This window comes from Leifsonia sp. 1010, from assembly GCF_031455295.1.
Lineage (GTDB): Bacteria > Actinomycetota > Actinomycetes > Actinomycetales > Microbacteriaceae > Leifsonia.
The window spans coordinates 1,045,397-1,071,953 of record NZ_JAVDSL010000001.1; the positions used below are offsets into that span (position 1 = coordinate 1,045,397).

A 26,557-nucleotide genomic window follows, 5' to 3' on the forward strand; every position below is an offset into this window, starting at 1 on the left:
GCGCCGTGCGCGGGGCGAACGGGACCACAACGGGGGTCGCCGGACCAGCGGGAACGCCCGGCGTGTCGGGTTAGTCTGGCCCGGTGGCGGAGTCGGTTCGGGCGGGAGAGAGCGCGTGGCTCCGCCGCGCGCTGGTCGTGGAGGATCACGCCCTCATGCGCTCGCTGGTCTCCGACGCCTTCCGCTCGCGGGGGTTCGAGGTCGCGTCCGCCGAGTCCGCGCCGGAGGCCCTCGCCCTGGCCGACGCCTTCGACCCGGACCTGCTGGTGACCGACATCGACCTCCGACAGCGGCCGAACGGCGTCGAGCTGGCGACCATCCTGCGCTCGCGTGCGCCGCACGTCGCCATCCTCTTCCTGAGCAACCTGTCGCGCGATGCCGCCTCGGCACAGGCGCAGAGCACCGTCGCGGGCGCCTCGTTCGTCAACAAGGCCGCCATCGAATCGGTCGACGAACTGGTGGATGCGGCCGAGGCCGTGCTCGCCGATCGGCCGGTCTCCCGCGACCGTGCCGCCTCGGATCCCCAGGCGCGGCTGCTCCGCCTGACCGCCGCCCAGCTGGAGACCACACGGCTGCTCGCCGCGGGACTGTCGAACGCCGAGATCGCCCGACGGCGGGGCGTGTCGGTGCGTGCCGTCGAGAAGAGCGTCGAGCGGGTGTTCGCCGCGCTCGGGCTCGGCGGTGAGCGCACGACACCGCGCGTCGCCGCCGCGACGCTCTACACGACGACGTTCGGCGATCCCGCCTCGGGGCTCTGAGCCGTGCTCCTCACGAACTTCCGCCGCTCCTTCGCACGCGTCTACGGACCGTCGGCGATCACCGTCTGGTCGTGGCTCATCACGCTGCCCTTCGCGGTGACCGTCATGTCGGGGCTGCAGTACGTCGACGGCGGTCCGGTCGAGGTGCTCGCCGTCTCGGGTCTCGCCCACGCCATCCTGGGCGGCGTGCTGCTCGCCGGCGCCGCACTGCTCCACCTCGTGCGCGGACGGGCGCGACCCGTCGTGGTCTTCGCGCTCTTCGCCGTCGCAGGCGGGCTCCGGCCGATCCTCTTCCTGGAGGCGGGCGGCCTCCTCTCCATCCCGGTGGCTCCGGGCGACCTGGTCGGGCGGATCAGCATCAATGTCGTCGCGCTCGTCGTCGCTTTCTCGCTGATCGCCATCGGCGTCGATCTCGTCCGCGAGCACCGGGGAGTGTTCCGGCGGCTCCGGGCCGCGCAACGGGCGTCGCAGCTCGATGTCGAGTGCGCCTCCGAGCGCCTGCGGCAGCTGCGCGCCGACACGGTGGACGACGTCGCGGCCGCACTGGAGGAGGCCGCCGCGGCGGCCGCATCCCGGCCGATGGAGCCGTCCGCGGCCGCTCGGGTGCTGCGAACGCTCGCCGAGGACGTCGTGCGGCCGGCCAGCCACCGCGTCTACGCGGCAGCGGCGCCGGACGAGCTTGCGGAGGGCGCGGGCGCCGGGGCCAGGGAGTGGTCGGCGAGCGTCCTGGGCGGGATGCGCGCTGCCCCGCCGACCGCGAGCGCCGCACTCTTCTCCGCACTCGTCGTGCCGTTCGGGGTCCTGCTGTTCGGAGCGGTCAGCGCCCTCCCCGTCGCCGTCGGCTTCGCGGTGCTGCTGGCGGCCAACAGCGCCGTATCGCGGCTGCGCCTCCCGCGTCGGCCCCTTCCCCGGCTGACCCTCCTTCTCGGAAGCTACGGCCTGGTCGGCGTGCTGCTCGCGCTCAGCGGTGCGACGACCCTCCGTCTCGCGGGGGTGCGTCCCGAGTCCGTCTGGTTCGAGGCGCTGACGTATCCGCTGATCGCCATGGCGGTGGCCTTCGTCGGCTCCCTCGCCGTCCGCACGCGTCTCGACCAGGAAGAGCTCGAGAGCGCGCTGCAGGCCAACGTCGCAACGGCCGCCCGGATCCGGAGCGAGTACGAGCGGGAACGCGGCTCGCTCGCCCGTCTGCTGCACGCGGGGGTCCAGTCGGAGTTGATCGCCGGTGCCCTTTCCCTGACAGCCAGCGCCGGTCCGAACGATGCCGGCGCGCGGATGGCCGAGATCGTCGGCCGGGCGCGCGACGCCCTCCGCGGGGCGCAAGACGAGCCGGACGCGGCAGAGCAGGTGCGGATGCTGCTCGACAGCTGGTCCTCCGCCATCCGCCTGACGGCCACGATCGGCGACGGCGTCTGGGAGCGGCTGGAGGACGGGTCGCGCACCGCGGCCGTCGTCGACGCGGTCTCCGAGGGGCTCGCGAACGCGGTCCGGCACGGCGACGGCTCGCCCGTCGCACTGGAACTGCGTCCGGCCGCCCACAGCGGCGTGGAGGTGGTGGTCCGGTCCGGCGGAGCGCTCGCCGCATCCGAGGCCGGGATCGGTCTGAAGCAGCTCTCGGAGCGCGGCACGGTCGCCCTCCGCGAGCTGTCCGGGCGTGTCGAACTGGCCGTCGCGATCCCCTGACCGGATGCTGAACGGCCGGTCGTGCCAGCCGTATCCCTTCGGGTCGCGATCCGTTGCGCCGCCTAGGTTTCCAGAGGACGGACGACGCTGCCGGCCCCGGTTCCGGGTGGGGGCCCCTGCGTGACCCGAACGCGCGGGAAAGGCCCCCGACCGGAATCCATTCATCTGCATTGATGGAACATCCAGGCGGAATCGGGTAGAAAGGATCGGTACGCTTTCGCGCCCATCCCCCCGGCGCGATCCTCCGACCGTCTCGCCAAGGAAGTACCAGCAGCTTGCCCCAGTCCACTCCCTCAGTGCGGCCTCGCCGCAGTCTCAGGGCACCCGTCGTGGTGGATGTGGACCAGCAGCACGAACTGTCGGACGACCCGGTCAGCGCGTTCACGACGGCCGAGGAACTGACCGCGACGCAGACCTTCCCGAGCCGCCGCGCCGCCCTCGAGGCCGAGCGAAGCCGGCCGGCGAAGCGCGAGCGCGTCGTCGTACGGCCGACCCGCGACCGGCGCGACGCCAAGGCCGCCGCTCGTGCGGAGCGCGCCAACCGGCCGCCGCGCCGCACGCGGACTCCGCGACCCGCCCGCCCGGCTCGTACCGAGGGCCGGCGCTGGGGTGTCCACGCCGTCGTCATGCTGGCGCTCGCCGCCTTCTTCGGCACCGCAGCGCTCCCGGCCTACGCCACGACGGGCGAGGGCTCGACGGTCGGTGCCGCACGGACCGCCCTCGCGGTGCAGACGTTGACCGGCGGCGGCGTGACCCAGGTGGTCGCCCGCGACGGGCTCGACATCCAGGAGAGCCCGCAGGCGCTCGACTCGACCACCAACACGACGGTGTCTCCGACGGTCCAGGCCCTCGCCGTCCAGCTCATGGGCGCGGTCGCGGCCGGCCGGCTGGTCGGCTCGACGCCGAACCACATCCCCGAGATCGCCGACCTCGCCGAGGGCCGCGCGGTTCCCGGCTGCGGCATCGACTACCGCGTGCTGCAGGCCATCTCTGTCGCCCTCGACAACTTCAACCAGGTCGGCGTCAGTGACATCAACCGCCGCTGCACCGGCCAGATCGAGGGAGCGGGCACCGAGTCCGCCCACTACGCCGACGGCGGCGGTCACGCCCTCGACTTCTACCTGCTCAACGGTTCGCCCCTCACCGGCGGCGACGCGAAGTCGGTCCAGCTCATCAAGATCCTCGACCCGATCGTGCCGGATGGCACGGGCCTCGGTCAGATCGGCTGCCGGTCCTCCATGGACCTCACGAACTTCAAGCCGTTCGACGACACGTGCAACCACCTGCACATCGACTTCCTCAAGTCGGACGGTCCCGCGCTCCGCTACGGCTGACCCGCCCATCCCGACCGAGAGCGGCCGGAGTCAGCCGATGAGGTTGAGCGCCGCCCACTGCAGCAGGATGACCGTCTTGCCGTCGGCGATCCTGCCGTCCGCGATCAGGTCGAGGGCTTCGTCGTAGCCGACGACGACCGGTTCGATCTCCTCGCCCTCCTCTTCGACGCCACCGCCGCCGACGACGTCGGCAGGCACGTAGGGTGCGGCGTAGAAGTGCACCCGTTCTGTTACCGACCCCGGGCTCATGTAGAGGTCGAACAGGTGCGTCAGCGCGCCGATGCTCACCCCGAGCTCCTCCGCCGCCTCCCGGCGGATCGCCTCCTCCGGCGAATCGCCGTCGAGGAGACCGGCCGCCGATTCGATCAGCATGCCGTCCGGGTGTCCGTTGACGTAAACGGGGAAGCGGAACTGCCGGGTGAGCAGGAACGTGCGACCGGCCGGGTCGTAGAGGAGCACGGTGGCCCCGTTGCCGCGGTCGTACGTCTCGCGCGTCTGCGTCGTCCACCGCCCGTCCCGTCCGCGGTAGTCGAAGGTGGTGCGCCGCAGCACGTGCCAGCCGTCGGAGGTGACCTCGACCCCGCGCACGCGGACGTCCGGGTTCCCGTCGAGGTCGAGCCCGGTCCGGTGGAGCCCGGACCGCCCGCGGGCATCGGGGAGGTCGTGGCCGGGTCGCTGATCGCTCATGCTTCGAGACTAGCTTCGCGTTGGGGGAGCTCCCGCGCGGCTCCCGGCGTCAGCGGTAGCGACGGCGGAGCTCCCGCGCGGCGAGGATGTCGCCGGCGTGCGCCTCGCGGGCTTTGATCAGCGCCTTGTCCGACTTGAGCGGGAGCCGCAGCACGTCGTCCGCTTCGATGCCCGCGACGAGCTCCCGTGCGCGCTCGACCTCCGAGTCGAGCTCGGCGCCGAACAGGAGAGCGTTGTTGGCGATCCAGATCCACAGCAGGAACACGATGATGCCGGCCAGTGCGCCGTACGTGCGGTCGTAGTTGCCGAAGTTGCCGACGTAGAAGGCGAACAGCGCAGACGCGATGCCGAGCACGATGATCGCGGCGAGGGAACCGGGCGTCAGCCAGCGGAACCGCGGGTGCTTGATGTTCGGCGTCGACGCGTACAGCACGGCGAGCAGCAGCACGAGGACGATGATGACGACGGGCCAGCGGAGGATCGACCACGCCGCCTGGAACGCTTCGTCGAGTCCGATCAGTCCGCCGAGGAACGACAGCACGGGGCCGGACACCACGAGCATCAGGGCGAGCAGCGAGATCAGCACCAGGGTGAGCAGCGTCACGCCGAGCTGGACCGGCCGCAGGACCAGGGCCGTGCGCCCTTCAGGGACGCCGTACACGCGGTTGAGCGCCCGGCCGAAGCCGCCGACGTATCCCGACGCCGACCACACGGCGCCGACGATTCCGATGACCAGCGCCCACCCGGTGGCGGGGGAGGACGCAATGCTCTCGATCGGCCCCTTCAGGACGTCGGTCATGCCCGGCGCCAGCTCGTTGACCATCCCGAACAGCGCATCGATGCCCGCCTGGCTCTGCCCGACGATCCCGAGGATGCTGACGAGCGCCAGCAGTGCGGGGAAGAGCGACAGCACAGCGAAGTAGGTCAGTCCGGCGGCGAGGTCGGTGCACTGGTCGGTGGTGAAGCTGCGCATCGTCCGCTTGAGGATGAACCCCCACGGCAGGCGGTACCACGGCAGGCTGCGACGATCCTCGATCCGCCGGACCGCCTTGGCGCGGTCGCTGCCGACGCCGCCCTGGTCAGCCGGCACGCCCGCGTCTCCGCAGCAGGAGCGCGGCGATCCCGGCCGCGGTCCCGGTCAGGGCGAGGAAGAGCCCGACGAAGAAGGTGGGATGCGACCGGATCTGCACCCGGACGTTGAAAGTCGCGAAGAGGTCGTCGAGGGTGCTGGCGAGCTCCTCCCGCGTCACCTCGAGGTCGAGCTTCAAGGAGTTGATGCCGGCCCCCTTGGGGAGCGGCGGGCGTCCGGCAGGGCGCTGCCCCTGGCGGCTCACCGACGGTGTGGTGTCCGTAGTCACGGCTGCTCCCCCTTCAGGGCCTTCGCGTCGGCGCTCAGCTCGCTGCCCAGATCGTCGGGCACCGGCGGAACGCCCTTCTTGAGACTGCGCCAGCCGATCAGGCCGAGGACGACGGCGATCACGATGAGGATGACGGCGACGATGATCGCCGAGAGCCAGGCGGGGAGGATGAGCGCGAAGCCCAGGACGGCGGCCGTCACCAGCACGCCGAATGCGAAGAAGAGGAACAGCAGGGCGCCGACGAGGAGCCCCGCGCCGATCCCGGCCGCCTTCGCCTTGGCGGACATCTCCGCCTTGAAGAGGGCGATCTCCGACGCGACGAGGCGACGCAGCTGAGCGACGAGGTCCTTCGTCAACTCAGGGAGCGGACGGAGTCCGCGGGTGGTGCGGCGGCGCTCGCGCGGCAGCGGAGGCGTATGGGCCATCGGTTCGGGCTCCCTTCAGACGCTGTATCGCCGAACGTACCCCACCCCTCGGTACGAGTGAACCCGCGATGGTGCACACTAGGGGCATGAACGGCAATGCGCTCTCCGGCCGGGGCGGCATCCTGGTGGCGGTCGTTCCCGGTCAGCCGATCGCGGTGCTGGAGGAGGCCGCCCGTCTCGCCGACGATCTGGACGTGCCGCTCGTCTGCGCCAACGTCGACCCGGACCGGTACCTCGTCTCGAGCTACGTCGACGGAACGGTGGTGGCACTGCCGTACGACCCGGACCTGCCCGAGACGGAGGAGGCGCGGTTCGACCCTGACCTGGAGGCGCACATCCGCCGCTTCCTCGACGGCCGCGGCATCCCCTATTTCCTGCAGCAGCTGGCCGGTGATCCTGCCTGGTCGCTGTCGCGTCTGGCGGACGACATGGAGGCGCGCTACATCGTGGTGGGCACGCGTGAGGCCGGTCTTCGCGGCAGCCTGCGAGAGTTCTTCAACGGTTCCGTCGGCGTGCACCTGGCGCACCGGCAGCACCGCCCCGTCGTCGTGGTGCCCCTGAACCCCGTTCCGGGTGCCCAGAAGCTCCCCTGGGAAGAGCCGCCGCTCTCGTGACGACCCGCGCGCCCGCGCCCGTGCATCTGCACTGGCGCTCGATCCTGCTCGTTTTCGTGGGGGGCGCGCTGGGGGCGGCCGCGCGGTACCTCCTGACGCTGTCCGTGCCGCCGGTCGCGGGCGTGCCTCTCATCACGTTCCTCATCAATGTGACGGGCGCCTTCGTGCTCGGGTGGCTTCTGCAGTCACTCGCCCTGCGCGGACCGGATGAGGGCCGCCGGCGCGATCTCCGGCTGTTCGTCGGCACCGGCATCCTCGGCGGCTACACGACGTACAGCTCCCTGGCGGTGGACACCGACGGCCTGATCGCGGCCCAGAGCATCGGCCTCAGCATCCTCTACGCCGTCGCGACCGTCGCCGTCGGCGCCATCGCGTCTGTCGCGGGCATCGCCCTGGCATCCGGCATCGCGCGTCGGCGGGCCGAGCGGAGCGGCCGGTGACCGCGCTGCTCGTCGTCGCCGTCGCCGCGGCCGGCGGGCTGGGCGCGGTCGCCCGGCTGGTGCTCGACGGTGTGCTCAAGGCACGGGTGCGGGTCTCGTTCCCGTTCGGTACCACGGTGATCAACGTGAGCGGGTCGTTCCTGCTCGGGCTGGTCACCGGGCTCGCACTCGCCCACGGCCTTCCGCCCGAGTGGCGCGCCGTGCTGGGGACGGGCTTCCTGGGCGGCTACACCACGTTCAGCACCGCAAGCTACGAGACGGTGCGCCTGGCGCAGCAGCGACGCTATCGGGCGGCACTGTTCAACGGCGTCGGGATGCTGGTGCTGGCGCTCGCCGCGGCAGGGCTCGGCCTGTGGCTCGGTCAGCTCGCGTGACGACCGCCGGCGATACGGTGAACCCGGGACCGGGTCAGTCCTGGTCGGGCTCCTGCTCCATCCACCACTCGGTGAACTCCTCGGCGCGGCCGTCCTCCGCCAGCCGGATTATCCACAGGTTGCTGTAGATCGGTCCGTCGCGGTAGTCGGTCACGCCCTCGACGAAGTACACCGGGCCGTCCTGCCCGAGGAGCCGCCACTCGAAGGTGGCAGCGCCCGGGTCGTCCTGGGCGTCGAGCCAGCCTTCGACGATCTCGATGTGGCCGTCCCAGGGCTCGGCGAACGGCTCGGTCCGGTAGCTGGCGTCCTCGGTGAACAGCGCGCGGATGTCGTCGGGCTCGTTGCTCTCCCACGCGCGTCGGTAACGGTCGATCCAGGTGCTGAGCGCGTCGGCCATGTCCCCGTTATACGCCCTGGCCGCCGGGCACCGCTACGCTGACGCCATGCTGGAGCCCTTCGCCTCGTGGTCGGAGTTCAATGTCGCGGTCGCTGGGGCCGGCGCCGCGCTCGGTGGTCTGCTCATCGTCGCCCTGTCGGTCAACATCAAGACCATCGCCGAGTCACGGGGACTCGCGGCCCGCGCGGGAGCGTCCATCGCCGGCCTCATCCTGGGTGTCGCGCTGTCGTGCGCCGCGCTCATCCCGGGTCAGGGCACGATCGGGTACGGCGTCCAGGTGCTCATCGGCACCGCGCTGTGCGCCGTCGTGGTGGTGCGCTCCGCGGAGGCGGTGCAGCGGGATGCGGTGCAGACCGGGTTCCGCCGCTACACGGCCGAGCGGGTCGCGCTGTTCGCCTTCCCACCCGCGCTGTACGCGGTGGCCGGCCTCGTGCTCGTGCTGGCGCCGGCGCTGCCGCTCGGGCTGATCCTGGTGGCCGTCGGCACCATCCTGGCCATCGTCACGACCGTGCTGTTCTCGTGGGTCGCCCTGGTCGAGGTGCTGCGCTGACTCGGTTCAGGCAGGCTGCACGCTGAGCTGGGGGAGAGCGTCCACCAGCGGGGCGAGCTCCGGCACCTGACGAGCGCCGTCGAGCGCGCGTGAGAGCGCGGCGTCGTGGACCGGGCGGGCGGTGTCGAGCAGCTCGTGCCCGTCGCCGGTCAGCTCGGTGTAGATGCCGCGGCGGTCGTCGTCGCAGAGGATGCGGGTGAGCAGCCCGCGGTCTTCGAGGCGGTTCACGAGACGGGTGGTCGCGCTCGGGCTGAGGGCGCTCGCGCGGGCGAGCTGCTGCATGCGCATGTGCCAGCCGTCCTGCCGGGCGAGCGCGTCGAGCACCGTGTACTCGACGACCGACAGCTGCACCTCCTTGCTCAGCTCGCGCTCCAGCTCCGCCTCGATGTACCCGTGCAGCGCGGCGAGCGTGCGCCAGCCGTGCGCGCGCACCTCCACGGCGTCGTCGGCGATGCCCATGGGCGCCCCTTCCCGGTCGTCTCGGCAGACGGGTTGCGCGAAGTAGTTGCACGTGCAAGTATTTATAGCGCGTCTGCAACTAACAGAGTAGCGCACCACCCCCGCATCCCGAAGGAGACATCCATGCCCGCTGGCCTGATCGCCCTCGCACTCGGAGGGTTCGGCATCGGACTCACCGAGTTCGTGATCGCCGGGCTCCTGCCCGAGGTCGCCGCCGACTTCCACGTCGACGAGGCGACCGCGGGGTGGCTGATCTCGGGGTACGCGCTCGCGGTGGTCGTCGGAGCGCTCGGTCTCACCGCCGCGGCCACGCGCATCCCGCGCAAAGCGGCGCTGCTCGGGCTGATGGTGCTCTTCGTCGTGGGCAACCTGCTCTCGGCGATCGCGCCGGACTACGGCGTCATGCTCGGCGGGCGCATCCTCGCCGCACTCTGCCACGGCGCGTTCTTCGGCATCGGCTCGGTGGTCGCCGCCGGTCTCGTCGCGCCGGAGAAGCAGGCGCGCGCCATCGCCGTCATGTTCACCGGTCTGACCGCGGCGAACGTGCTCGGCGTGCCGTTCGGCACCCTCCTCGGACAGGCGTTCGGCTGGCGGTCGACGTTCTGGGCGATCACGGTGATCGGAGTGGCAGCGATGATCGGCGTGGCCCTGCTCGTGCCGCGCGACGCCGGCGACCGGCCGGGCGCGGGGCTGCGCGGCGAGCTGTCGGCGTTCCGCTCCGGGCAGGTGTGGCTGTCGCTCGCAGCCACCGTTCTGGGCTTCGGCGGGATGTTCGGCGCCTTCACGTACATCGCCTACACGCTGACCGGCGTGTCCGGGTTCCCCTCCTCCGCGGTGCCGTGGCTCCTCATCCTGTTCGGGCTCGGTCTGTTCGCGGGCAACTGGGTCGGCGGCCGCCTGGCCGACCGGTCGATCGACGGCACGCTGCTCTGGCTGCTCGGCGCGCTGGCGGTCGTTCTCGTCGGCTTCGCCCTGGTGGCCGGGATGCCGGTCGGCGCGGTGATCGCGCTCGTTCTCATGGGGGCGTTCGGGTTCGCGACGGTTCCCGCGCTCCAGCTGCGGGTGCTCTCGTACGCCTCGCACGCGCCGACCCTCGCCTCGGGCGGCAACATCGCCGCCTTCAACCTCGGGAACGCGCTCGGCGCCTGGCTGGGCGGCCTCACCATCGCGGCCGGGCTGGGCTACACATCGCCCCTGTGGGTGGGCGCAGCGATGACGGTGGGGGCACTCGTCGTCGTCGCGATCGCGGCCTCCGCCTCCCGCCGACGCTCTTCGCATAACGAACGCGAAGAAATCGAGACCTCGGGCGCCGCTCTTCCGTTCTAGTAGACGGCGGAGTACAGTCCCTCCTGTCTCGAACGGTCAGGGGGTGATCGTATGCCGGAAGCTGCTGAGCAGCTGCACCCGCGTCAGGTCACCCCTGCGCGCGTGCTGATCGGCTCTCTGATCGCCGGCGCCGGCCTGACCGTCCTCGGCTTCTTCCTCGGGGGCGCTTCCGCGTCCGCGGCCGAACCGGCTCCGCCGCCCTCGCCCGTCTCGGCGGTCGTGTCGAACGCGACCGGAGCGGTAGGCCAGGTGCTCGGCTCGGTCACTTCGGCGGTCGCTCCGGCCGTTCCAGAGCCCGTGCAGCAGGTCGTCTCCGCGGTGGTGACCCCGGTCACCGATACGGTCGACCAGGTCGTCGAACAGTCGCCGGTCTCGAGCTCGGTCGACCCGGTCGTCGACGTGGTGGACCAGGTCGTCGCGCAGGTGCCGATCGTCAGTGACGTGCTCCCGCCGGCCCCTGTCTCGTCGGTCACTCAGCCGGTCACCGGCGGGGTCGACCAGGCGGTGTCGGATGTGGTGGGCGCGGTCGACACGGCCGTAGCGCCGCTGACTCCGCCCGTGACGGCGCTTCCCGTGCCGGACCCGGGTGCGACGGTGTCCGACGGTGCGGGCCTCCTCGGATCCCTCCTCTCGCCTGGTGTGGCGGCCGGTCCGGCAGCAGCCTCGGTGCCGGCGGGCAGCCCTCTCGGGCTGCTCACCGCTACAGGTGCGGCCTCCTTCGGCGCCGGGGCGCTCCTCGCCGACCCGTCCGGAGCCGGCGCCGGTGGTGCGCCCGCAGACGCGCCCGGCGGCCTGCCGGGTGGACTGCCCGGCCGTGGACTGCCCGAAGGCGGCACCGCCGGTACGACCGGTGGATCCGGTGGCCCGGGCGGAGCTGCGCCCGGTGCGGCCGCGACGGCCGACGGCTTCCTCCTGCCCGGCTCCGCCTGGAGCGGGCGCATCGGCGCTGCCGCGGATGACCGCATCCCCGCGGCTCCCGTCGCCGACCACGACATCAGCCCCGACTGAGTGGGTCGCCGCTGCCCTCTGAGGCAGTACGCGACCATTCGCCCCGGCATCCTCATGCCCGGGCGCAGACACTCATTCGAAAGGCTTGATCATGAACAAGTTCGTATCCAGAGGGATGTGGTTCACCCTCTGCGTCGGCGGCCTGTGGCTCGCCGGAACGGCCGCGGCCAATGCGGCCGAGGCTCCCAGCGGCGACGGGATCGCGAGCGGCGACCAGGCGGTCGTCGGCATCTCGGTTCCGGTGTCCCTGTCGGGCAACGGCATCTCGGTCCTCGGCGACTCGACCAGCAGCGGGTCTACGGCGGCTGCTCCGGCCGCGCCGGCGGCTCCCTCCGTGTCCATCTCGCCCGACTCCGTCGGGGGCGTGCTCAGCGGCGACCAGGCGGTGGCTTCGGTCAGCGTCCCGGTGACGGTGGCCGGGAATGCGGTGAGCGTCCTCGGCGATTCCACCAGGTCCGGCTCCGACTCGGCTGCCGCTCCTGCGGCCGCCGACTCGGGAGCGAGCGCCACCTCGGGCGGCGCGGACGGCGTCGCGTCGGGCATCCAGGCGCCGGTCGCGGTGGATGTCCCGGTGACCGCGGGCGGCAACGCCATCTCGGTCATCGGCGACTCGACCTCGACCGATTCGTCGGCCACGGCGCCCGCGTCTGGCTCCGGCTCGTCCGCGACGGCGTCGGGCTCCGGCTCGGACGGCGGGCTGCTCTCCGACATCCAGGCCCCGATCGACGCCGCAGTGCCGGTGACGGTCGGCGGCAACGCGATCTCGGTCCTGGGCGACTCGCAGTCCTCGGGCTCGCAGACGACGGCTCCGGCAGCCGGTAGCGGGAGCACGGCGACCTCGGGTTCGGGTTCGGATGGCGGCATCCTGTCGGGCATCCAGGCTCCGATCGACGCTGCGGTGCCGGTGACGGCAGGCGGTAATGCTGTTTCGGTGATCGGTGACTCGCAGACGTCGAACTCGAGCACGACGGCTCCGGCCGCCGGTAGCGGGAGCACGGCGACCTCGGGTTCGGGTTCGGATGGTGGCATTCTGTCGGGCATCCAGGCTCCGATCGATGCTGCGGTGCCGGTGACGGCAGGCGGTAACGCTGTTTCCCTGATCGGCGACTCGACGACCTCGGGTTCGGACACGACGGCTCCGGCCGCCGGTACCGGGACCACCACGTCGGGCACGGGTTCGGACGGCGGGCTGCTGTCCGGCATCCAGGCTCCGATCGACGCTGCGGTGCCCGTCACGGCGGGTGGTAACGCGATCTCGGTGGTCGGTGACTCGACCTCCGCCGGATCCTCCACCACCGCTCCGGCGACCGGTGGTTCGACGACCGGGGGCACCACTGGCGGAAGCGATGACGGCGTCCTCGGCGGCATCGACCTGCCGATCGGTGTGGATGTTCCGGTGACCGTCGGCGGCAACGCGATCAGCGTCGTCGGTGACAGCACCACCACCGGCTCCACCACGACGCCGACCGACCCGACCGACCCGACCGACCCGACCGACCCGACGACTCCGACCACGCCCACGACCCCGACCACCCCGACGACTCCGACCACCCCGACCACGGGTGGCACCGGTGCCGGCATGGTGACGGCGTCCGCGGGTGGGTCCATGTCGCTGGCCGCGGGCAGCGCGTCGGGGGCCGCGGCCCTCGCCTCCACCGGTTCCGACGAGCTGGGCCTGGGTGCCCTCGGTGCCCTGCTCGCTCTCCTCGGAGTGATGCTGGCGTTCGTGTCCGCCAACCGGACGCGCCGCCACCACACCCGGTGACCGACACCCGGTGACCGACACCCGCTGACGCGGGAGGACGCTTCCCGGCACGTCGACGCTCCCCAGCCGTCGACGTGCCGGGAGTTCGTCGTGTCCGGAGCGTGTCCGGAGCGTTTCCCGAGCGCCGGGTCAGAAGCCGATCGGTCGCCCGGGCGTCAGCGGTTCGTCGTTGCCCACGAAGACCTTGCCCTCGTTGTAGGCCTTCTCGCGACGCTGGACCTCGGCCAGGAGAGCCTTGTTCAGCATCTCGGACCAACTGCCGTCGCGTTCGTCGAAGGACGTCTGGCGGTAGGCGGCGCGTGCACGATTTCGCATGGCGTCGGTCAGGTAGAAGGTCACCGTCGTGCGCTTTTTGACCGCCTTCTGCTCGGGGGCGGTCGCGTCGTCCACGGGGCCGGGTGCGGATGCGTTCATGTCTCACCTTTCGGCATATCCGATGTCGATGCTCGATTCCAGATACTAATCGGTCTACCCGTGCGGAGACCACATTCCACAGGTGCTAAGCATGCTTTAAAAGCCCGAGTATGCAGGCATTCAGGCTCGACGGCCTCAGTGCGAGAGGCGCTCCACGATCGACCCGAACAGCTCCGGGCGGCGGGCGGCGGTCGGTACGATCCGCGGCCGGAAGCGCGAGCGCGCCGCCACGACCAGGGCCGAGGTGAGGACGCGGAAGTCGCGTGTGGTCGCCCGCCACGCGCGTTCGTACTGCTCGGTGCTTCCCATCTTCACCGCGGCGACCGCCGCCCGCGCCTGGGCGAAGCCCACGCGCATCCCCTCGCCGGTCAGGGCATCGACGTAGCCGGAGGCGTCACCCGCCAGCAGCACCCGGCCCGAGGCCCGTGAGCGAGCGCGCTGGAGCAGCGGGCCGGCCCCGCGCGGGTCGGTCGCCACCGCGGCGCCCTGCAGGCGTTCGGCGAGCTCGGGGATGCCCGCCACCACCTCATCCACATCGAGGGGCCGGGAGCCGAGCACGGCGACGCCGACAAGGCGCTCGTCCACCGGAGTCACGTACGCCTCCGCCCCGGCCGACCAGTGCACCTCCACCAGCGACGTCCATGGCTCGACGGCGAAGTGCTTCCGCAGGCCGAACCGTCTCCGGGTCCCCGGCTGAGCACGTCCGTCGAGCTGCAGCATGCGGCGCACCGGCGAGTGGAGGCCGTCCGCGGCGATCACCCACGGGGCACGCAGGGTCGTGCCGTCGCTCAGGGTCAGGTCGACGCCGTCCCCGTCCTGGCTGAGACCGGTGACCTTCGCGTGGATACGGTGAGCGCCCAGCTCGGACGCCCGCTCCGCAAGCGCCTGGTGCAGCACGGTCCGTCGCACGCCTCGACCCGGGCGCTCGGCGAAGCGGTGCTCCACCCGCGAGTCCGCGTCGATGTAGGCCACGCCGTCGAGACGCCTCCCGGCCGGGTCCACGCCGATCCGGTGAAGGGCGGCCAGCGCCCCGGGCATCAGGCCCTCTCCGCACGCCTTGTCGATCGGCCCGACCCGCGGTTCGACGATGACGACCTCCAAGCCGTCCACGCGTGCCTCGATGGCGCAGGCGAGGCCGATCGGGCCGCCCCCGACCACGACGACCTGTGCGTTCATGCGCGTGCCGGTGCGGCGAGAACGGTGGCGAGGGCACGGTTCTCGCAGCGGATGCGCACGACGAGCAGCCACGCGTTCAGCACCGTGAACACGAGCGCGGTGATCCACGCGGTGTGGACGAGGGGCAGGGCGAAGCCCTCGACGACCACGGCGACGTAGTTGGGGTGCTTCAACCAGCGGTACGGTCCGCCCGTCACGAGCGGCAGATCGCGGACGACGATCACGCGGGTGTTCCAGCGCGGACCGAGCGTGGCGATGCACCACCAGCGCAGAGCCTGGCTGGCGAAGACCAGCACGAGCATCGGCCAGCCGAGCCAGGGCAGGAACGGCCGGTCGGCGAACCAGACCTCGGCGAGGCACGCCAGCAGGAGCCCGGTGTGGAGCGCGACCATCGGCGGGAAGTGCCCCTTGCCGAACTCGACGCCGCCGCGGGCGAACGACCACTTCGCGTTGCGGGTCGAGACGATCAGCTCGGCGATGCGTTCTGCGCCCGTCGCGAGGACGAGCACGGTGTACCAGATCACGGGACCGGGTCGATCATCGCGGCCGCGGGAAGCGCGGCGGGGGCGGAGGGCGCGGCAGCCTCGACGCCGGCGGCCGCGGGGCGCTCGGCGCCATCCGCCCAGCGCAGCAGGACGAGTTCGCTGGTCACCCCCGGGCCGAGCGCGAACAGCAGCCCGATGGTGCCGGCCGCGTGCGCATCCAGCTGCTCCGCCAGCACGTGCAGAACCGCCGCCGAGGACAGGTTTCCGACGTTCGCGAGTGAGCGCCAGCTGGAGTCGAGAGCGCCGTCCGGCAGGTCGAGCGCCTGCGAGAACGCCTCCAGCACCTTCGGGCCGCCGGGGTGCGCCGCCCAGGCGCCGACGTCCGCGACCTCCAGACCGTGGGCGGCGAGGATGCCCCGGGCGTCGCCGGCGAAGTTGCGTTCGATGACCTCGGGCACGCCGGCGCTGAGGACGATGCGGAAGCCGGTGCCGCCGATGTCCCAGCCGATCACATCGGCGGTGTCGGGGTAGATGTGGCTGCGCGAGTCGACGACGTCCGGGCCGGCGAGACCCAGCTTCTCGGCGCGCCGATCGCCGACCATGACCACGGCTGCGGCGCCGTCGCCGAAGAGGCCGCTCGCTACGATGTTCGCCATCGAGTCGTCGCTCGCCTGCACGGTGAGGGAGCACAGCTCCACCGAGAGCAGGATGGCCACCTCATCCGGGTGTCCGGCCAGGTAATCGTTGACGCGGGCTATCCCCGCGGCTCCGGCGACGCATCCCAGCCCGAAGCTCGGGAGGCGCTTGACGTCGGTGCGGAGGCCCAGCCGCGACACCAGCTGGGCGTCGATCGAAGGCGCGGCGATGCCGGTCACCGAGGTGAAGAGCAGGAAGTCGACGTCCGTGGGTGCCAGGCCGGCGGAGTCGAGCGCAGCGGTCACGGCTCGCTCGGCCAGCGTCGTCCCCTCGGCGATGAAGAAGTCGTTCGACTCCTGGAACGAGCCCAGCGAGCTGTAGCGCTCGAGCGGCATCACAAGACTGCGGCTCTGCACGCCGGAGGAGGCGTGGATGCGGCGCATCACCTTCTGCCTGGCGGGGTCCGATGTGATCATCGCGAGCAGCGCGGCGGTGATCTCCCCTTGGCTGTAGCTCCGGGCGGGGAGCACCGGGGCCACCGACACGATTCGGCTCACATGCGAAACGTACCACCAGGCCCGCGCGCTGTGATCTGCGGTCGGCGGATACCCAGGGGCGGCCGGGCGGCATGGGGGAAGCCGCCCGGCCGCAGCTCTCAGAGCGCCGCGTCCAGCCGCTCGCGCTGGGCCGACGCGACGGTCTCCACAAGGGGATCGTGGAGCGGCTCTCCGGGCTCGACGCCCATGACCTCTTCCACGATCGCGGCGGGCTCCGCCTCGTCGAGCAGCTTGAGCAGCTCGACGCTCTGGGTGTCCTCGGGCACGTCGAACCGCAGGGCGGCGCCGACGGCCGCGATCAGGGCGGCGGGGATGCCTCCGACGTGCTCCGCGTAGTCTGACGCGGGCCCGATGAAGCGGTCGTTCCTGCCGAGCTTGCGGATCGGCTCCCGCCCGACGCGGGTCACCTCGTCGACGAGGTACGGATTCGCGAACCGGCCGAGGATCTTGACGCGGTATGCCGCGAGCTCCTCCTCCGGCAGCCCGTGTTTGGCGGTGAGGGCGGCGGAGGTCTCGCGCAGGGCGGCCTCCGCGGCCTCCCGGACGGCGGGGATCGCGATCGCCTCGCTGATCGTGGTCGCCCCCTCCAGGAAGCCCGTGTACGCCACGGTCGCGTGGCCGGTGTTGACCGTGAACAGCTTGCGCTCGATGTACGGGCCGAGCGAGTCGACGAAGTGCGCGCCCGGGATCTCGGGTGCGTGCCCGCCGAACGGCGAGCGGTCGACGACCCACTCGTAGAACGTCTCGACCGTGACGTCGATCCCGGCGTCCGCCGCCTGCGCCGGCACGATGCGGTCGACCGCGGTGTTGGCGAACACCGCCCGCGCGGCGAGCCGCTCGCGGGCGTCGTCGTCCGGGAGCCCGTCCATGAGCTCCGCCGCCAGCAGATCGGAGGCGCCGATCGCGTTCTCGCAGGCCATCACGGCCAGGCGGGGCGCGTCGTCCGCCCGAGCGGCGAGGCCGCGGGCGATCACCGGGGCGACGAAGCGGAGGATGCGCGGGCCGACCGCCGTCGTCACCACGTCCGCGGAGGCGATCTCGGCGACCAGCGCGTCCTCTTCGGTCGCGCTGTTGATCGCGCGGAACCCGGTGACGGTCTTGGTCTCCGAGTCCTCGCCGACCAGATGGACCCGGTACGAGTCCGCCGCGGCCAGAGCGTCGATGAGCTCGGCGTTGACGTCGGCGAACACGACCTCGTACCCGGCTTCGTGGAGCAGGAGCCCCACGAAGCCGCGTCCGATGTTGCCCGCTCCGAAGTGGACGGCCTTCACTCGTTCACATCTCCCAGCAACGCGTAGAGCGCTTCGGCGTCCGGCGCGTCGAGCAGCTTCTGCACGTCGTCCTCCTCCGAGAAGAGGATGGCGATCTTCGACAGGATCTCGAGGTGCTCGTTGTTCTGACCGGCGATGCCGACCACGAACCGCACCTCCTCGCCGCCCCAGTCGAGCGGCGAGGAGTAGCGGATGAAGGAGAGCGCGGACCGCTTGATCTCGTCCTTGGACTCGTTGGTGCCGTGCGGGATGGCGAGGCCGTTCCCCATGAAGGTGGAGACGGTGTTCTCGCGCTCCTGCATCGAGTCGACGTAACCCGGCTCGACGGCGCCCGCCTGCACGAGCAGCTCACCCGCCTCCCGGATCGCGTCCTCCCGTGTGGTCGCGGTGCCCGCGGCCACGACGTTCGCCCGGTCGAGAATCGTGTCGGTCATTTGTTGGCGTCCTCCGTGGTTCGCTGGTTCTTGACGAGGTCGACGACCTCGTCGTACTTGGGGCTGTTCATGAAGTTGTCGACCGAGACGTGGATCGAGTCGGGCGACTGACCCTTGGCGCGGTCCGTCAGCTGCTGCTGCGTGATGACCAGGTCGGCCGTGCCGTCGAGGTTGCTGATCGCCTGGTTCGTGACCGTGACCCCCTCCACTCCGGCCTTCTTCATCTTGTTGCGGAGCACCGACGCGCCCATCGCGCTCGAACCCATGCCAGCGTCGCACGCGAACACGATGTTGCGCACCAGTCGATCCGTGGCGTCGCCCTGGGCGTCACCGGTGTCGTGCTCGGCCTCGTCGACGAGGCCGCCGAGCACCGAGGAGGACTTGCCCTTGTTCGCCTCGGTCTGGGCGACGGCGGCCGACAGGTCGCCGGCGTTCCCGGCCAGCAGGTCGCGCTTGCGGCTGGATCGCAGGACGATCGCGGTGAAGGCGAACGAGACCGCGGCGGCGGAGATGATCGCCAACGCGATGCCGAGCATGTTCGAGACGGGCGCCTGCGCGAAGATCGCGAACACCGATCCTGGCGCCGCGGGCGCTCGAAGGCCGGTCTGGAAGGCCACGTTCACCGCGACACCGGTCATGCCGCCGAGGATCGCGCCGATGATCAGGATGGGCTTCATGAGCACGTACGGGAAGTAGATCTCGTGGATGCCGCCGAAGAACTGGATGATGAACGCGCCCGGAGCCGCCGCGCGGGCTGCACCGAGACCGAAGATCGCCCAGGCGAGCAGGATTCCGGCACCGGGGCCGGGGTTCGTCTCGATGAGGAACAGGATCGACTTGCCGGTCTGCTGCGACTCCAGTGTGCCGATCGGCGTGAACACGCCGTGGTTGATCGCGTTGTTGAGGAACAGCACCTTGCCCGGCTCGACCAGGATGCTGACCAGGGGGAGCAGGTGCACCGACACCAGCCAGTCCACACCGGCTTCGAGCGCCTTGCTCAGGCCCTGCACCAGTGGAGCGATGCCGAAGAACGCGCCGATCGCCAGAAGGAAACCGAGGATTCCGGCGGAGAAGTTGTTGACGAGCATCTCGAAGCCCGCCTTGATCTTGCCCTCCCAGATGCGGTCGACCTGCTTCATGAGGTAGCCGCCGAGCGGACCCATGATCATCGCTCCGATGAACATCGGGATGTCGGTGCCGACGATGACGCCCATGGCCGCGATGGTGCCCACCACGCCGCCGCGCACGCCGTAGACCAGGCGCCCGCCGGTGTTGGCGAGGAGGAGCGGGAGCAGGTAGGTGATCATCGGGCCGACGAGGCTCGCGATGTCCTTGTTGGGGAACGGGCCCTTGTCGATGAAGAGCGCCGTGACGATGCCCCAGGCGATGAATGCGGCGATGTTGGGCATCACCATGTTGGAGAGGAAGGTACCGAACCGCTGCACGTGGACGCGCGCGCTGTTGGGCTTCTTCGGGGCCGACGCCGTCGCCGACGTCTGTGTCGCCGATGTCATTGTGGTGCCTCGTTTCTGTTGTCGGGGGCTGGTGAGGTGAAACGGTCGGCGGCCTCACGGACCGCCGCCCGCGCTTCGGCCGCGCCATCGGCGGCCAGGGCGGTCTCGGCCAGCGAACGCGCCTGGCCGAGGGTGTAGCGCTTGAGCGAGAGCCGCACGTCGGCGATCGCCGCGGGCGACATCGAGAGCGTCGTCGCGCCGAGGCCGACGAGCACGACGGCGAGCAGGGGGTCCGCCGCCGCCTCTCCGCAGATGCCGACGGGCTTGCCCGAAGCCGCGCCTGCCGCGCCGACCTCGCCGATGAGGCGGAGGACAGCGGGATGCCACGGATCCTGGAAGCCGGCGACCGAACCGAGCAGGCGGTCGGCCGCGAGCGTGTACTGCGTGAGGTCGTTGGTGCCGATCGAGGCGAAGTCCGCGTTCTGGAGCACACGGTCGGCGAGAAGCGCCGCCGAGGGAACCTCGACCATGACGCCGACGGTCTTCAGACCGTACTCGCGGCCGAGCTCCGTGAAGTAGCGGGTCTCCTCGACGGTCGAGACCATCGGGGCCATGACCCAGAGGTCCGCGTCGGTCTGCGCATCGGCTTCGGCGAGGGCGGTGAGCTGCTCGCGGAGGATGTCCTCGTTGGCGCGCAGCGAGCGGAGCCCGCGCAGACCGAGTGCCGGATTGTCCTCGTGCGCGTCGTTGAGGAACTCGAGCGGCTTGTCGGCGCCGGCGTCGAGCACCCGAACGACCACCTTGCGGCCGCCGCCGAACGCGCTGAGCAGCTTGACGTACTGCTCGCGCTGCTGGGCGACATCGGGCGCGAGGCGCTGGTCGAGGAAGAGGAACTCCGTGCGGAACAGTCCGACGCCCTCGGCGCCGGCGGCCAGCGCGTCCTCCGCGCCCGCGGCCGAGCCGAGGTTGGCGAGCAGCGGGACGGCGGTGCCGTCCGCGAGCGCGCCCGGCTCGACACCGCCGGCGAGGGCGGCGGCGCGCTCCTCGATGCGACGGAGCGCGTCCGCACGCTGGGCCTCGGTCGGTGAGACGGTGACCGTGCCGGCCGCCGCATCCACCACGACCTCGTCGCCGTCGGCGAGGCTTCCGGCGCCGGCCGCGCCGACGACAGCGACGATGGACTTCTCGCGCGCGAGGATGGCGGTGTGCGAGGTGGGGCCGCCCTCGGTGGTCACGAGCCCGAGCACCTTGGTCAGGTCGAGCAGAGCGGTGTCGGCGGGGGCGAGGTCGTGCGCGACCAGGACGAACGGCGTCTCCGAGTGCGGGACGCCGGGCGCCGGCTTGCCCTCCAGGGCTGCGACGACGCGCTGCGAGACGTCGTCGAGGTCGCCGGCGCGCTCGCCCATGTAGCCGCCCAGCTCCTTGAGCATGTCGCGGAAGACGGCGAAGCCCTCGAACACGGCGCGCTCGGCGGTCTTCCCTCCGTCGATGCGGGAGGCGACGTCGTCGGCGAGGGTCGAGTCCTCCGCCATCATCGACTGCGCCTCGAGCACATCCGCCGCGGTGCCCTGGACGGTGGATGCGCGCTCGCGCAGGTCCGCCGCGACCGTGGCGACGGCCTGCTGCACGCGGGCCTTCTCCTCGTCGGGGGTGCGGGTGCTCGGCTGGTCAGACGGCTCGGGCAGCGGGGCCGACATCCGGAGGACCGGTCCGACCGCGACGCCCTGGCCGATGCCTGCGCCGGTGAGGATGTTCGTGTCGCTCATGATGCGTCCGCCGCGCTCAGGCGTCGTGGTCCGTGGCCAGGATCACCGCGAGGTCGTCGAGGACCGCCTCGCCGTTGTCCGCGTCGGTGGTGAGCACGATCTTGTCGCCGTGGTCGATGCCCAGCGAGATCACGCCGAGGATGCTGCCGGCGTCGACGGTCTTGCCGCCCTCCTTGGTCAGCTTCACCTTCGCGCCCGAGCTGTTGACCGCCTCCACGAAGAGCTTCGCCGGGCGGGCGTGCAGCCCGTGCGTCGATCCGACCGTGATGATCCGTTCAGCCATGGTTGTGGTCTCCTTCGTTCCGTGATGGCCTGGTGGCCGCCGCCATTCCGTATGCGGCTCTGCTCATAGTGCCGCCGCCTTGGCGTTGAGAGCCAGGTCCAGGGCGCGCTCGCCGTCGAGGGCGGCCGGGGAGACGGGGGGAAGCACGGCGACGGCGGTGCCGGTGGCGGCGGCCCGCTCACGGATCGCCGGGACGGCCGACTCGAGGTGTGCGCCGACGAGGACGACATCCACTCCGGCGAGGGACTCCAGCTGGCTCGCACTCCCCGGCTGGACCTCGATGATCGCCCCGCGCTCACGGGCGGCACTGCGCAGCTTGACGGCCACGAAGGTGCTGGACGCACCGGCGCCGCAGACGACCACGATCTTCATCGATCCTTGCCTTTCGTGCTGGGTGGAGCTCATGGAACGTCAGCAATGCTCGCTCGCTGTGCGCCCGCGCTCCAGCAGCGTTTCTTCCGGGGGTGCGGAAAATTGGCCGGAAGCGCACGGCGGCACCCTACGGGGTGGTTGACTCGTCGGGAAAGGTGGTCGCTGGTGGCGCTCTCGGCGAAGCAGACGAGGATGCTCGACATCCTCGCGCGTCGTGCTGCCTGGGTGACGGCTGCCGAGCTCGCGCACGACATCGGGGTGACGACCCGGAGCATCCGCAGCTACGCGGCAGCGCTCGGCGATGTCGTCGAGTCCGGATCGAACGGCTACCGCGTCAAGCCCGATGCGTACGCCGCCTACCTGGCGGGCGACGGCAGCTCGGAGACGGGAACGGCCGGCTCGCCGCAGGAACGGCTGGTCTTCCTCGCGCGGCGGCTGCTCGACGAGCCGGACGGAATCGATGTCTACGAGACGGCCGAGAGCCTGTTCGTCAGCGACTCCACGATCGAGTCGGACCTGACGAGGATGCGCGGGCTGCTCTCCGGCACGGAACTCGCCCTTGAACGTCACGGCGCCGTCGTGCAGCTCCTCGGGCCGGAGATCGCGCGGCGGAAGCTGCTCAGCCGGCTGTTCCGCGACGAGATGCGGCAGAGCGTCGTCGATGTGGCCCGCATCCAGGAGGCGTTCGGGTCGAGCGGTCTGGTCGACTTCAAGTCCGACCTCGTCGCGATGCTCGACGCGCGCGGCTTCTTCGTCAACGAGTACGGCATCAACGACGTCCTCCTGCACATGGCCGTCGCTCTCGACCGCGTCGCGAAGGATCGCGTGCTCCCCGCTGTCGAGGAGCCGGAGGCGAGCGAGACCATCCGCTCACTCGCGCACGACCTGGGCCAACTGATCGAGCGGCACTTCGGCACCGCGCTCGACACGACCGAGCTGCGCTACCTCGCCATCCTCATGCGCACGCGCGTGATCGCACCGGGCGCCGGGCGCGACACGGTCGAGGAGTTCGTCAGCCCGACCGACCTGGCGGTGGTCCGCGGCATCGTGGACCGCGCATCCACCGAGTACCTCGTCGACCTCCACGACGAGAACTTCATCGTCCGCCTCACCCTTCACGTGCAGAACCTGGTGGCCCGGGCGCACGAGAACACCTACTCGCGCAACCCGCTCACCCGGTCGATCAAGAGCTCGTACCCGATGATCTACGAGCTCGCGGTCTACATCGCCAGCCGGCTGCAGGCGGCCGAGGGCATCGAGGTCAACGACGACGAGATCGCCTACATCGCGATGCACGTCGGCGCCTACCTCGAGCAGCAGTCACGGCGGCGGGATGCGGTCACCTGCGCGGTGGTGTGCCCCAACTACTACGACATGCACATCCTGCTGCGCGACCGGCTGGAGAGCACGCTCGGCGACGAGCTCGACATCACCAGCGTCATCACGTCGACAGACGCCGACTGGGACGCCATCGACGCCGACCTGGTGCTGACCACCATCGACCCGCGGGGGCGGCGCGAGAACACGGTCATCGTGCAGCCGTTCCTCACCGAGACCGACGTCGAGCACATCCGTCAGGCCGCGTCCCGCATCCGCCGCCAGCGCCATCGCGCGCGGATCAAGAGCGAGCTGCTGGAGTACTTCGACGAGAGCCTGTTCCTGCGGAACTTCTACGCCCGCGACCCGATCACGATGATCCGCGCCCTCGGCGACCGGATGATCGCCGCCGGCGCGATCGACCAGGAGTACGTCGACCAGACGGTCGAGCGCGAGCAGATGTCGTCCACGGCGTTCACCGACTCCCTCGCGGTGCCGCACGCCATGACGATGAGCGCACACCGCACCGCGATCGCGATCGTCGTCAACGACACGGCGATCGACTGGGGCGACGCCCGGGTCAACGTGATCGCGTTCATCGCCTTCTCGGCGGCGGGTCGCGCATCCTTCCAGACGGTTTTCGACCAGTTCGTCGAGGTGTTCTCCGACCGCGAGACCGTGCTCGGTCTCATCCGCCGCTCGGACACGTTCACCGCCTTCATCGACGAGCTCGTCCGCATCATCGACGCCTGACCCCGACCCAAGCCAAGAGCTCCGGAGTTTTTCGGGTCGAATCGGTCGATTCGAGAGAAAAACTCCGGAGCTCTTCGATGGTGTGCGGTGTTACTGGTTGGCGGTGACGTTGTACGTCACGGAGACGCCAGGAGTCTTCACCGAGACCGTGTAGGTGGCGTTGGTGTAGACGGCGGACGTGTCGGTGGCGCCGGGCTGCTGCGTGAAGCCCTTGCCCTCGAGCGCGGACTTCGCGTCGGCGAAGCCGTTCTTGCCCGACGGCTGGACGGTGATCGACCAGCCGTTCTCCTTGTCGCCGCGGGCGACCACCACGGTGCCGTCGACGACGGGCACTTCGTCCTTCGGGAAGTCGGAGGGCAGTTCCTCGGACTTCGCGTCCTCGGACGAACCGGCGGCCGACGAGGACGACGACGCGGGCGTGTGCGAGGAGACGTAGTTGGTGTTGCCGCCGCTGGAGCAGGCCGCAAGCGAGCCGATGGTGAGGGCCGCCACGATGGCAGCCGGAACGAACGGATTACGTGTGCGCATATGGATTCCTAGTGCTGTATGAGGTGCGGTTTCGCAACACATCAGCCTACCCGTGAGCACACGGCGCCGCCTAGTCCGTGTCGGTGAACAGTGCCGGAAGCGGTCAGCCGAGCAGCAGGGCGCTCAGCTGGTCGGCGGAGTGGACGACCGCGATGGCCCCGGAGGCCTCGGCGGGCGAACCGTAGCCCCACTCGACGAGGATGGTCGGCAGGCCGTGCGCGCCGGCGCCCTCCACGTCGTACTGGCGGTCGCCCACCATGACGGTGTGCTCGAGGTCGACGCCGCGCTCGCCGAGACGGCGCAGGGCCTCTGCCACGACATCCGCCTTGGCGCTGCGGCTCTCGTCGTCGGTCGCGCCGGTGATGACGTCGAAGTACTCGGCCAGCCCGAAGTGCTCGAGGATGCGGGTCGCCTGCGCCTCCGGCTTGCTGGTCGCGATGGCCAGGGGGATCCCGGCCGCGTGCAAACGCTGCAGCAGGCCGCGCACTCCCGGGAAGACCGCGGAGTCGAACGCGCCGTGGGCGGCGTAGTCCTCGCGGTAGACGGCGAGGGCGTGCCGCGCGGCCGGCTCGGTCATGCCGCCCAGGCTCTGCAGCGAGTCGAGCAGCGGCGGACCGACGTACTCGAGGAGCTGGGCGGGGGAGGGCACCGGCTGACCGATCGTCGCGAACATGCGGGCGAGCGACGAGGTGATGCCGGGTGCGGAGTCGGTGAGGGTGCCGTCGAGGTCGAAGAGGACGCAGGTCCAGGTTCGGGTGACGGTGGGGGTCGGGTTGGTCATAGCGGTCCTATGGTATGTGACGTATCTGAGGCCCAGGTCAGCGCTCGCCGAGGGCGGATTCGATGTGAGAACGTGCGACGACCATGGTGTGCGCCGCTCCGGGGTCGAACTGGACGGCCACGAACTCGGCGGTGCGGATGAATCCCAGCGCCTCGAGCGCCGGCACGATGACCGCCTGCACGCGCGCTCCCTCGCCCTCCGCCGACTGGGCGACGGCCGCCCGGAGCGCATTCATCGACGTGAAGAGCGGCAGCACCGCCTCGCCGGTGGTGGAGCTGATGGTGCGCAGCCGGGTGTCCTGCGGAGTGGAGCCGGTCACATCCACGACCAGGCCGCCCTTCACCGCGGCGGCGAGCAGCGAATCCAGGTTCTCGAGGGTCGGCTCGGCGGCGAGGGTCGTCAGGGCCGTGCGGACCGGGACGTTCTCGTAGCTCTGGGGGAACCGCGGCTGCGCCATCAGAAGAGCCTGCTGTCGCTGTCGTCGAGGCCGCGCATGGCGTCGTAGTCGAGCACCAGGCAGCGGATGCCGCGGTCTTCCGCCAGCGTGCGCGCCTGCGGCTTGATCTCCTGGGCGGCGAAGACGCCGGTGACCGGGGCCAGGTGGGGGTCGCGGTTCATCAGCTCCAGGTAGCGCGTCAGCTGCTCGACGCCGTCGATGTCGCCCCGCCGCTTGAGTTCGACGGCGACCGCCGCCCCCGCGGAGTCGCGGGCGAGGATGTCGACAGGGCCGATCGCGGTCATGTACTCCCGGCGGACCAGCACGTGGCCGTCTCCGAGAAGGTGGATCTGCTCGGCGAGGAGCTTCTGGAGGTGCGCTTCCACGCCATCCTTCTGCAGCCCCGGGTCGATGCCGAGGTCGTGCGCGGTGTCGCTGACGATCTCGTGGATGGACACCACGAGCATGTCCGCGGTCTTCGCCTGGGTGACGCGCCAGACCTCGCTGATGCCGGCCGCGCGCTGCAGTTCGTCGGGCTCGTCGACGGTCAGCGTGCACGGCGGGCTCATCCAGTTGAGCGGCTTGTACGACCCGCCGTCGGAGTGGACGAGGAGGCTGCCGTCGGCCTTCAGCATCAGCAGCCGCGTCGCCAGCGGCAGGTGCGCGCTGAGCCGTCCTGCATAGTCGACGGAGCAGTTGGCAATGACGAGGCGCACCGC

31 protein-coding genes are annotated in these 26,557 nt (G+C 71.0%); 11 read left to right on the forward strand and 20 right to left on the reverse strand.

All coding sequences use genetic code 11. The annotated features are described in order from the left end of the window. Positions 1 to 83 precede the first annotated feature (83 nt). The 3 genes from J2Y42_RS05105 (at position 84) to J2Y42_RS05115 (ending at position 3,772) form a co-directional block, all read left to right on the forward strand. Positions 84 to 758 (forward strand): response regulator transcription factor, encoded by a 675-nt coding sequence (locus tag J2Y42_RS05105; RefSeq protein WP_309855603.1) that lies wholly within the window; start codon positions 84 to 86, stop codon positions 756 to 758. A gap of 3 nt (positions 759 to 761) precedes the next feature. Beyond that, positions 762 to 2,438 (forward strand): hypothetical protein, encoded by a 1,677-nt coding sequence (locus J2Y42_RS05110; RefSeq protein WP_309855605.1) that lies wholly within the window; start codon positions 762 to 764, stop codon positions 2,436 to 2,438. Positions 2,439 to 2,767: 329 nt separating this feature from the next. Next, positions 2,768 to 3,772 carry a hypothetical protein gene (locus J2Y42_RS05115; protein WP_309855607.1) on the forward strand — a complete coding sequence of 335 codons (1,005 nt, stop codon included), beginning with the start codon at positions 2,768 to 2,770 and terminating at the stop codon, positions 3,770 to 3,772. 30 nt (positions 3,773 to 3,802) lie between these two features. Here J2Y42_RS05115 and J2Y42_RS05120 read toward each other — a convergent pair whose 3' ends face one another. Genes J2Y42_RS05120 through J2Y42_RS05135 form a run of 4 tightly spaced genes read right to left on the reverse strand, consistent with a single transcriptional unit; the run spans position 3,803 to position 6,242 of the window. Next, positions 3,803 to 4,459 (reverse strand): NUDIX domain-containing protein, encoded by a 657-nt coding sequence (locus J2Y42_RS05120; RefSeq protein ID WP_309855609.1) that lies wholly within the window; start codon positions 4,457 to 4,459, stop codon positions 3,803 to 3,805. Positions 4,460 to 4,508: 49 nt separating this feature from the next. Beyond that, positions 4,509 to 5,549, reverse strand: coding sequence for a YihY/virulence factor BrkB family protein (locus J2Y42_RS05125; protein ID WP_309855611.1), 1,041 nt, complete (start codon positions 5,547 to 5,549; stop codon positions 4,509 to 4,511). Next, positions 5,539 to 5,817, reverse strand: a complete 279-nt coding sequence (locus J2Y42_RS05130; protein ID WP_309855613.1) for a hypothetical protein — start codon at positions 5,815 to 5,817, stop codon at positions 5,539 to 5,541. The genes J2Y42_RS05125 and J2Y42_RS05130 overlap by 11 nt, the downstream gene beginning before the upstream one ends. Next, positions 5,814 to 6,242 (reverse strand): phage holin family protein, encoded by a 429-nt coding sequence (locus tag J2Y42_RS05135; RefSeq protein WP_309855615.1) that lies wholly within the window; start codon positions 6,240 to 6,242, stop codon positions 5,814 to 5,816. Before J2Y42_RS05135 ends, J2Y42_RS05130 begins: the two co-directional genes overlap by 4 nt. Before the next feature lie 86 nt (positions 6,243 to 6,328). Between J2Y42_RS05135 and J2Y42_RS05140 the strand changes: the two genes are divergently transcribed. From J2Y42_RS05140 to crcB, 3 genes are read left to right on the forward strand one after another with little or no spacing between them, the layout of a single operon-like run. Beyond that, positions 6,329 to 6,856, forward strand: a complete 528-nt coding sequence (locus J2Y42_RS05140; RefSeq protein WP_309855616.1) for a universal stress protein — start codon at positions 6,329 to 6,331, stop codon at positions 6,854 to 6,856. After that, positions 6,853 to 7,296, forward strand: coding sequence for a CrcB family protein (locus J2Y42_RS05145; RefSeq protein ID WP_309855617.1), 444 nt, complete (start codon positions 6,853 to 6,855; stop codon positions 7,294 to 7,296). Before J2Y42_RS05140 ends, J2Y42_RS05145 begins: the two co-directional genes overlap by 4 nt. Beyond that, positions 7,293 to 7,670, forward strand: a complete 378-nt coding sequence (gene crcB / locus J2Y42_RS05150; RefSeq protein ID WP_309855618.1) for a fluoride efflux transporter CrcB — start codon at positions 7,293 to 7,295, stop codon at positions 7,668 to 7,670. The genes J2Y42_RS05145 and crcB overlap by 4 nt, the downstream gene beginning before the upstream one ends. A gap of 34 nt (positions 7,671 to 7,704) precedes the next feature. On the opposite strand, the gene J2Y42_RS05155 is transcribed toward crcB, so the two are convergent. Then, a complete protein-coding gene (locus J2Y42_RS05155) occupies positions 7,705 to 8,067 on the reverse strand; it encodes a nuclear transport factor 2 family protein (protein WP_309855619.1) in 363 nt (120 codons plus the stop codon). Here J2Y42_RS05155 and J2Y42_RS05160 point away from each other — a divergent pair. Further along, positions 8,066 to 8,617, forward strand: a complete 552-nt coding sequence (locus J2Y42_RS05160; RefSeq protein WP_309855620.1) for a hypothetical protein — start codon at positions 8,066 to 8,068, stop codon at positions 8,615 to 8,617. The two genes, J2Y42_RS05155 and J2Y42_RS05160, sit on opposite strands and share 2 nt — an antisense overlap. Positions 8,618 to 8,623: 6 nt before the next feature. Here the strand turns inward: J2Y42_RS05160 and J2Y42_RS05165 are convergent, their stop codons facing one another. Then, the gene (locus J2Y42_RS05165) at positions 8,624 to 9,076 is read right to left on the reverse strand and encodes a MarR family transcriptional regulator (protein WP_309855622.1); all 453 of its coding nucleotides are present in this window, start codon (positions 9,074 to 9,076) and stop codon (positions 8,624 to 8,626) included. Positions 9,077 to 9,199: 123 nt separating this feature from the next. On the opposite strand from J2Y42_RS05165, the gene J2Y42_RS05170 reads away from it, so the two are divergent. The 3 genes from J2Y42_RS05170 to J2Y42_RS05180 all read left to right on the forward strand — a co-directional run bounded on the left by J2Y42_RS05170 (position 9,200) and on the right by J2Y42_RS05180 (position 13,175). Then, complete coding sequence (locus J2Y42_RS05170) at positions 9,200 to 10,402, forward strand: MFS transporter (protein ID WP_309855624.1); 1,203 nt, start codon at positions 9,200 to 9,202, stop codon at positions 10,400 to 10,402. Positions 10,403 to 10,453: 51 nt separating this feature from the next. Beyond that, positions 10,454 to 11,410 carry a hypothetical protein gene (locus J2Y42_RS05175; RefSeq protein WP_309855626.1) on the forward strand — a complete coding sequence of 319 codons (957 nt, stop codon included), beginning with the start codon at positions 10,454 to 10,456 and terminating at the stop codon, positions 11,408 to 11,410. A gap of 91 nt (positions 11,411 to 11,501) precedes the next feature. Then, entirely contained in the window at positions 11,502 to 13,175 is a 1,674-nt protein-coding gene (locus tag J2Y42_RS05180; RefSeq protein WP_309855627.1) for a chaplin family protein, read from the forward strand. A 129-nt stretch (positions 13,176 to 13,304) separates the two neighbouring features. On the opposite strand, the gene J2Y42_RS05185 is transcribed toward J2Y42_RS05180, so the two are convergent. The 10 genes from J2Y42_RS05185 to J2Y42_RS05230 all read right to left on the reverse strand — a co-directional run bounded on the left by J2Y42_RS05185 (position 13,305) and on the right by J2Y42_RS05230 (position 22,023). Further along, the gene (locus J2Y42_RS05185) at positions 13,305 to 13,589 is read right to left on the reverse strand and encodes a ParB family protein (RefSeq protein ID WP_309855629.1); all 285 of its coding nucleotides are present in this window, start codon (positions 13,587 to 13,589) and stop codon (positions 13,305 to 13,307) included. Positions 13,590 to 13,724: 135 nt separating this feature from the next. Further along, positions 13,725 to 14,765 carry an NAD(P)/FAD-dependent oxidoreductase gene (locus J2Y42_RS05190; RefSeq protein WP_309855631.1) on the reverse strand — a complete coding sequence of 347 codons (1,041 nt, stop codon included), beginning with the start codon at positions 14,763 to 14,765 and terminating at the stop codon, positions 13,725 to 13,727. Next, the gene (locus J2Y42_RS05195) at positions 14,762 to 15,289 is read right to left on the reverse strand and encodes an isoprenylcysteine carboxyl methyltransferase family protein (RefSeq protein WP_309855633.1); all 528 of its coding nucleotides are present in this window, start codon (positions 15,287 to 15,289) and stop codon (positions 14,762 to 14,764) included. Before J2Y42_RS05195 ends, J2Y42_RS05190 begins: the two co-directional genes overlap by 4 nt. After that, positions 15,286 to 16,443 carry a 3-oxoacyl-[acyl-carrier-protein] synthase III C-terminal domain-containing protein gene (locus J2Y42_RS05200; protein WP_309855634.1) on the reverse strand — a complete coding sequence of 386 codons (1,158 nt, stop codon included), beginning with the start codon at positions 16,441 to 16,443 and terminating at the stop codon, positions 15,286 to 15,288. The genes J2Y42_RS05195 and J2Y42_RS05200 overlap by 4 nt, the downstream gene beginning before the upstream one ends. A 98-nt stretch (positions 16,444 to 16,541) precedes the next feature. Continuing rightward, entirely contained in the window at positions 16,542 to 17,714 is a 1,173-nt protein-coding gene (locus tag J2Y42_RS05205) for a mannitol-1-phosphate 5-dehydrogenase (protein WP_309855635.1), read from the reverse strand. Beyond that, complete coding sequence (locus tag J2Y42_RS05210) at positions 17,711 to 18,148, reverse strand: PTS sugar transporter subunit IIA (protein ID WP_309855636.1); 438 nt, start codon at positions 18,146 to 18,148, stop codon at positions 17,711 to 17,713. Before J2Y42_RS05210 ends, J2Y42_RS05205 begins: the two co-directional genes overlap by 4 nt. Further along, positions 18,145 to 19,662 (reverse strand): PTS mannitol transporter subunit IICB, encoded by a 1,518-nt coding sequence (locus J2Y42_RS05215; protein WP_309855637.1) that lies wholly within the window; start codon positions 19,660 to 19,662, stop codon positions 18,145 to 18,147. The genes J2Y42_RS05210 and J2Y42_RS05215 overlap by 4 nt, the downstream gene beginning before the upstream one ends. Beyond that, on the reverse strand, positions 19,659 to 21,368 hold the full coding sequence (gene ptsP, locus J2Y42_RS05220; RefSeq protein ID WP_309855638.1) for a phosphoenolpyruvate--protein phosphotransferase: 1,710 nt from the start codon (positions 21,366 to 21,368) through the stop codon (positions 19,659 to 19,661). The genes J2Y42_RS05215 and ptsP overlap by 4 nt, the downstream gene beginning before the upstream one ends. A 16-nt stretch (positions 21,369 to 21,384) precedes the next feature. Continuing rightward, complete coding sequence (locus J2Y42_RS05225) at positions 21,385 to 21,651, reverse strand: HPr family phosphocarrier protein (RefSeq protein WP_018189132.1); 267 nt, start codon at positions 21,649 to 21,651, stop codon at positions 21,385 to 21,387. A gap of 63 nt (positions 21,652 to 21,714) precedes the next feature. Further along, on the reverse strand, positions 21,715 to 22,023 hold the full coding sequence (locus J2Y42_RS05230) for a PTS sugar transporter subunit IIB (RefSeq protein WP_020076110.1): 309 nt from the start codon (positions 22,021 to 22,023) through the stop codon (positions 21,715 to 21,717). 165 nt (positions 22,024 to 22,188) lie between these two features. Here J2Y42_RS05230 and J2Y42_RS05235 point away from each other — a divergent pair, with 165 nt between their 5' ends. Further along, a complete protein-coding gene (locus J2Y42_RS05235; protein WP_309855641.1) occupies positions 22,189 to 24,093 on the forward strand; it encodes a PRD domain-containing protein in 1,905 nt (634 codons plus the stop codon). Between the two features lie 90 nt (positions 24,094 to 24,183). Here the strand turns inward: J2Y42_RS05235 and J2Y42_RS05240 are convergent, their stop codons facing one another. The 4 genes from J2Y42_RS05240 to nucS all read right to left on the reverse strand — a co-directional run bounded on the left by J2Y42_RS05240 (position 24,184) and on the right by nucS (position 26,554). Further along, positions 24,184 to 24,621 carry a hypothetical protein gene (locus J2Y42_RS05240; RefSeq protein WP_309855643.1) on the reverse strand — a complete coding sequence of 146 codons (438 nt, stop codon included), beginning with the start codon at positions 24,619 to 24,621 and terminating at the stop codon, positions 24,184 to 24,186. Positions 24,622 to 24,724: 103 nt separating this feature from the next. Next, positions 24,725 to 25,402: an HAD hydrolase-like protein gene (locus J2Y42_RS05245; RefSeq protein ID WP_309855645.1), complete on the reverse strand. Its 678-nt coding sequence runs from the start codon at positions 25,400 to 25,402 to the stop codon at positions 24,725 to 24,727. A 37-nt stretch (positions 25,403 to 25,439) separates the two neighbouring features. Continuing rightward, positions 25,440 to 25,859 carry an SseB family protein gene (locus J2Y42_RS05250; RefSeq protein ID WP_309855647.1) on the reverse strand — a complete coding sequence of 140 codons (420 nt, stop codon included), beginning with the start codon at positions 25,857 to 25,859 and terminating at the stop codon, positions 25,440 to 25,442. Beyond that, entirely contained in the window at positions 25,859 to 26,554 is a 696-nt protein-coding gene (gene nucS / locus J2Y42_RS05255; RefSeq protein WP_309855648.1) for an endonuclease NucS, read from the reverse strand. Before nucS ends, J2Y42_RS05250 begins: the two co-directional genes overlap by 1 nt. Positions 26,555 to 26,557: the final 3 nt, after the last annotated feature.

Bases quoted from the DNA above. Each gene is read 5' to 3' on its own strand.
- J2Y42_RS05135 (WP_309855615.1), bottom strand. From the start codon at position 6,242: ATGGCCCATACGCCTCCGCTGCCGCGCGAGCGCCGCCGCACCACCCGC.
- J2Y42_RS05165 (WP_309855622.1), bottom strand. From the start codon at position 9,076: ATGGGCATCGCCGACGACGCCGTGGAGGTGCGCGCGCACGGCTGGCGC.
- J2Y42_RS05245 (WP_309855645.1), bottom strand. From the start codon at position 25,402: ATGACCAACCCGACCCCCACCGTCACCCGAACCTGGACCTGCGTCCTC.
- J2Y42_RS05160 (WP_309855620.1), top strand. From the start codon at position 8,066: ATGTCCCCGTTATACGCCCTGGCCGCCGGGCACCGCTACGCTGACGCC.
- J2Y42_RS05120 (WP_309855609.1), bottom strand. From the start codon at position 4,459: ATGAGCGATCAGCGACCCGGCCACGACCTCCCCGATGCCCGCGGGCGG.
- J2Y42_RS05140 (WP_309855616.1), top strand. From the start codon at position 6,329: ATGAACGGCAATGCGCTCTCCGGCCGGGGCGGCATCCTGGTGGCGGTC.
- J2Y42_RS05155 (WP_309855619.1), bottom strand. From the start codon at position 8,067: ATGGCCGACGCGCTCAGCACCTGGATCGACCGTTACCGACGCGCGTGG.
- J2Y42_RS05230 (WP_020076110.1), bottom strand. From the start codon at position 22,023: ATGAAGATCGTGGTCGTCTGCGGCGCCGGTGCGTCCAGCACCTTCGTG.
- J2Y42_RS05175 (WP_309855626.1), top strand. From the start codon at position 10,454: ATGCCGGAAGCTGCTGAGCAGCTGCACCCGCGTCAGGTCACCCCTGCG.
- J2Y42_RS05170 (WP_309855624.1), top strand. From the start codon at position 9,200: ATGCCCGCTGGCCTGATCGCCCTCGCACTCGGAGGGTTCGGCATCGGA.
- J2Y42_RS05185 (WP_309855629.1), bottom strand. From the start codon at position 13,589: ATGAACGCATCCGCACCCGGCCCCGTGGACGACGCGACCGCCCCCGAG.
- J2Y42_RS05250 (WP_309855647.1), bottom strand. From the start codon at position 25,859: ATGGCGCAGCCGCGGTTCCCCCAGAGCTACGAGAACGTCCCGGTCCGC.
- J2Y42_RS05180 (WP_309855627.1), top strand. From the start codon at position 11,502: ATGAACAAGTTCGTATCCAGAGGGATGTGGTTCACCCTCTGCGTCGGC.
- ptsP (WP_309855638.1), bottom strand. From the start codon at position 21,368: ATGAGCGACACGAACATCCTCACCGGCGCAGGCATCGGCCAGGGCGTC.
- J2Y42_RS05190 (WP_309855631.1), bottom strand. From the start codon at position 14,765: ATGAACGCACAGGTCGTCGTGGTCGGGGGCGGCCCGATCGGCCTCGCC.
- J2Y42_RS05225 (WP_018189132.1), bottom strand. From the start codon at position 21,651: ATGGCTGAACGGATCATCACGGTCGGATCGACGCACGGGCTGCACGCC.
- J2Y42_RS05240 (WP_309855643.1), bottom strand. From the start codon at position 24,621: ATGCGCACACGTAATCCGTTCGTTCCGGCTGCCATCGTGGCGGCCCTC.
- J2Y42_RS05210 (WP_309855636.1), bottom strand. From the start codon at position 18,148: ATGACCGACACGATTCTCGACCGGGCGAACGTCGTGGCCGCGGGCACC.
- J2Y42_RS05215 (WP_309855637.1), bottom strand. From the start codon at position 19,662: ATGACATCGGCGACACAGACGTCGGCGACGGCGTCGGCCCCGAAGAAG.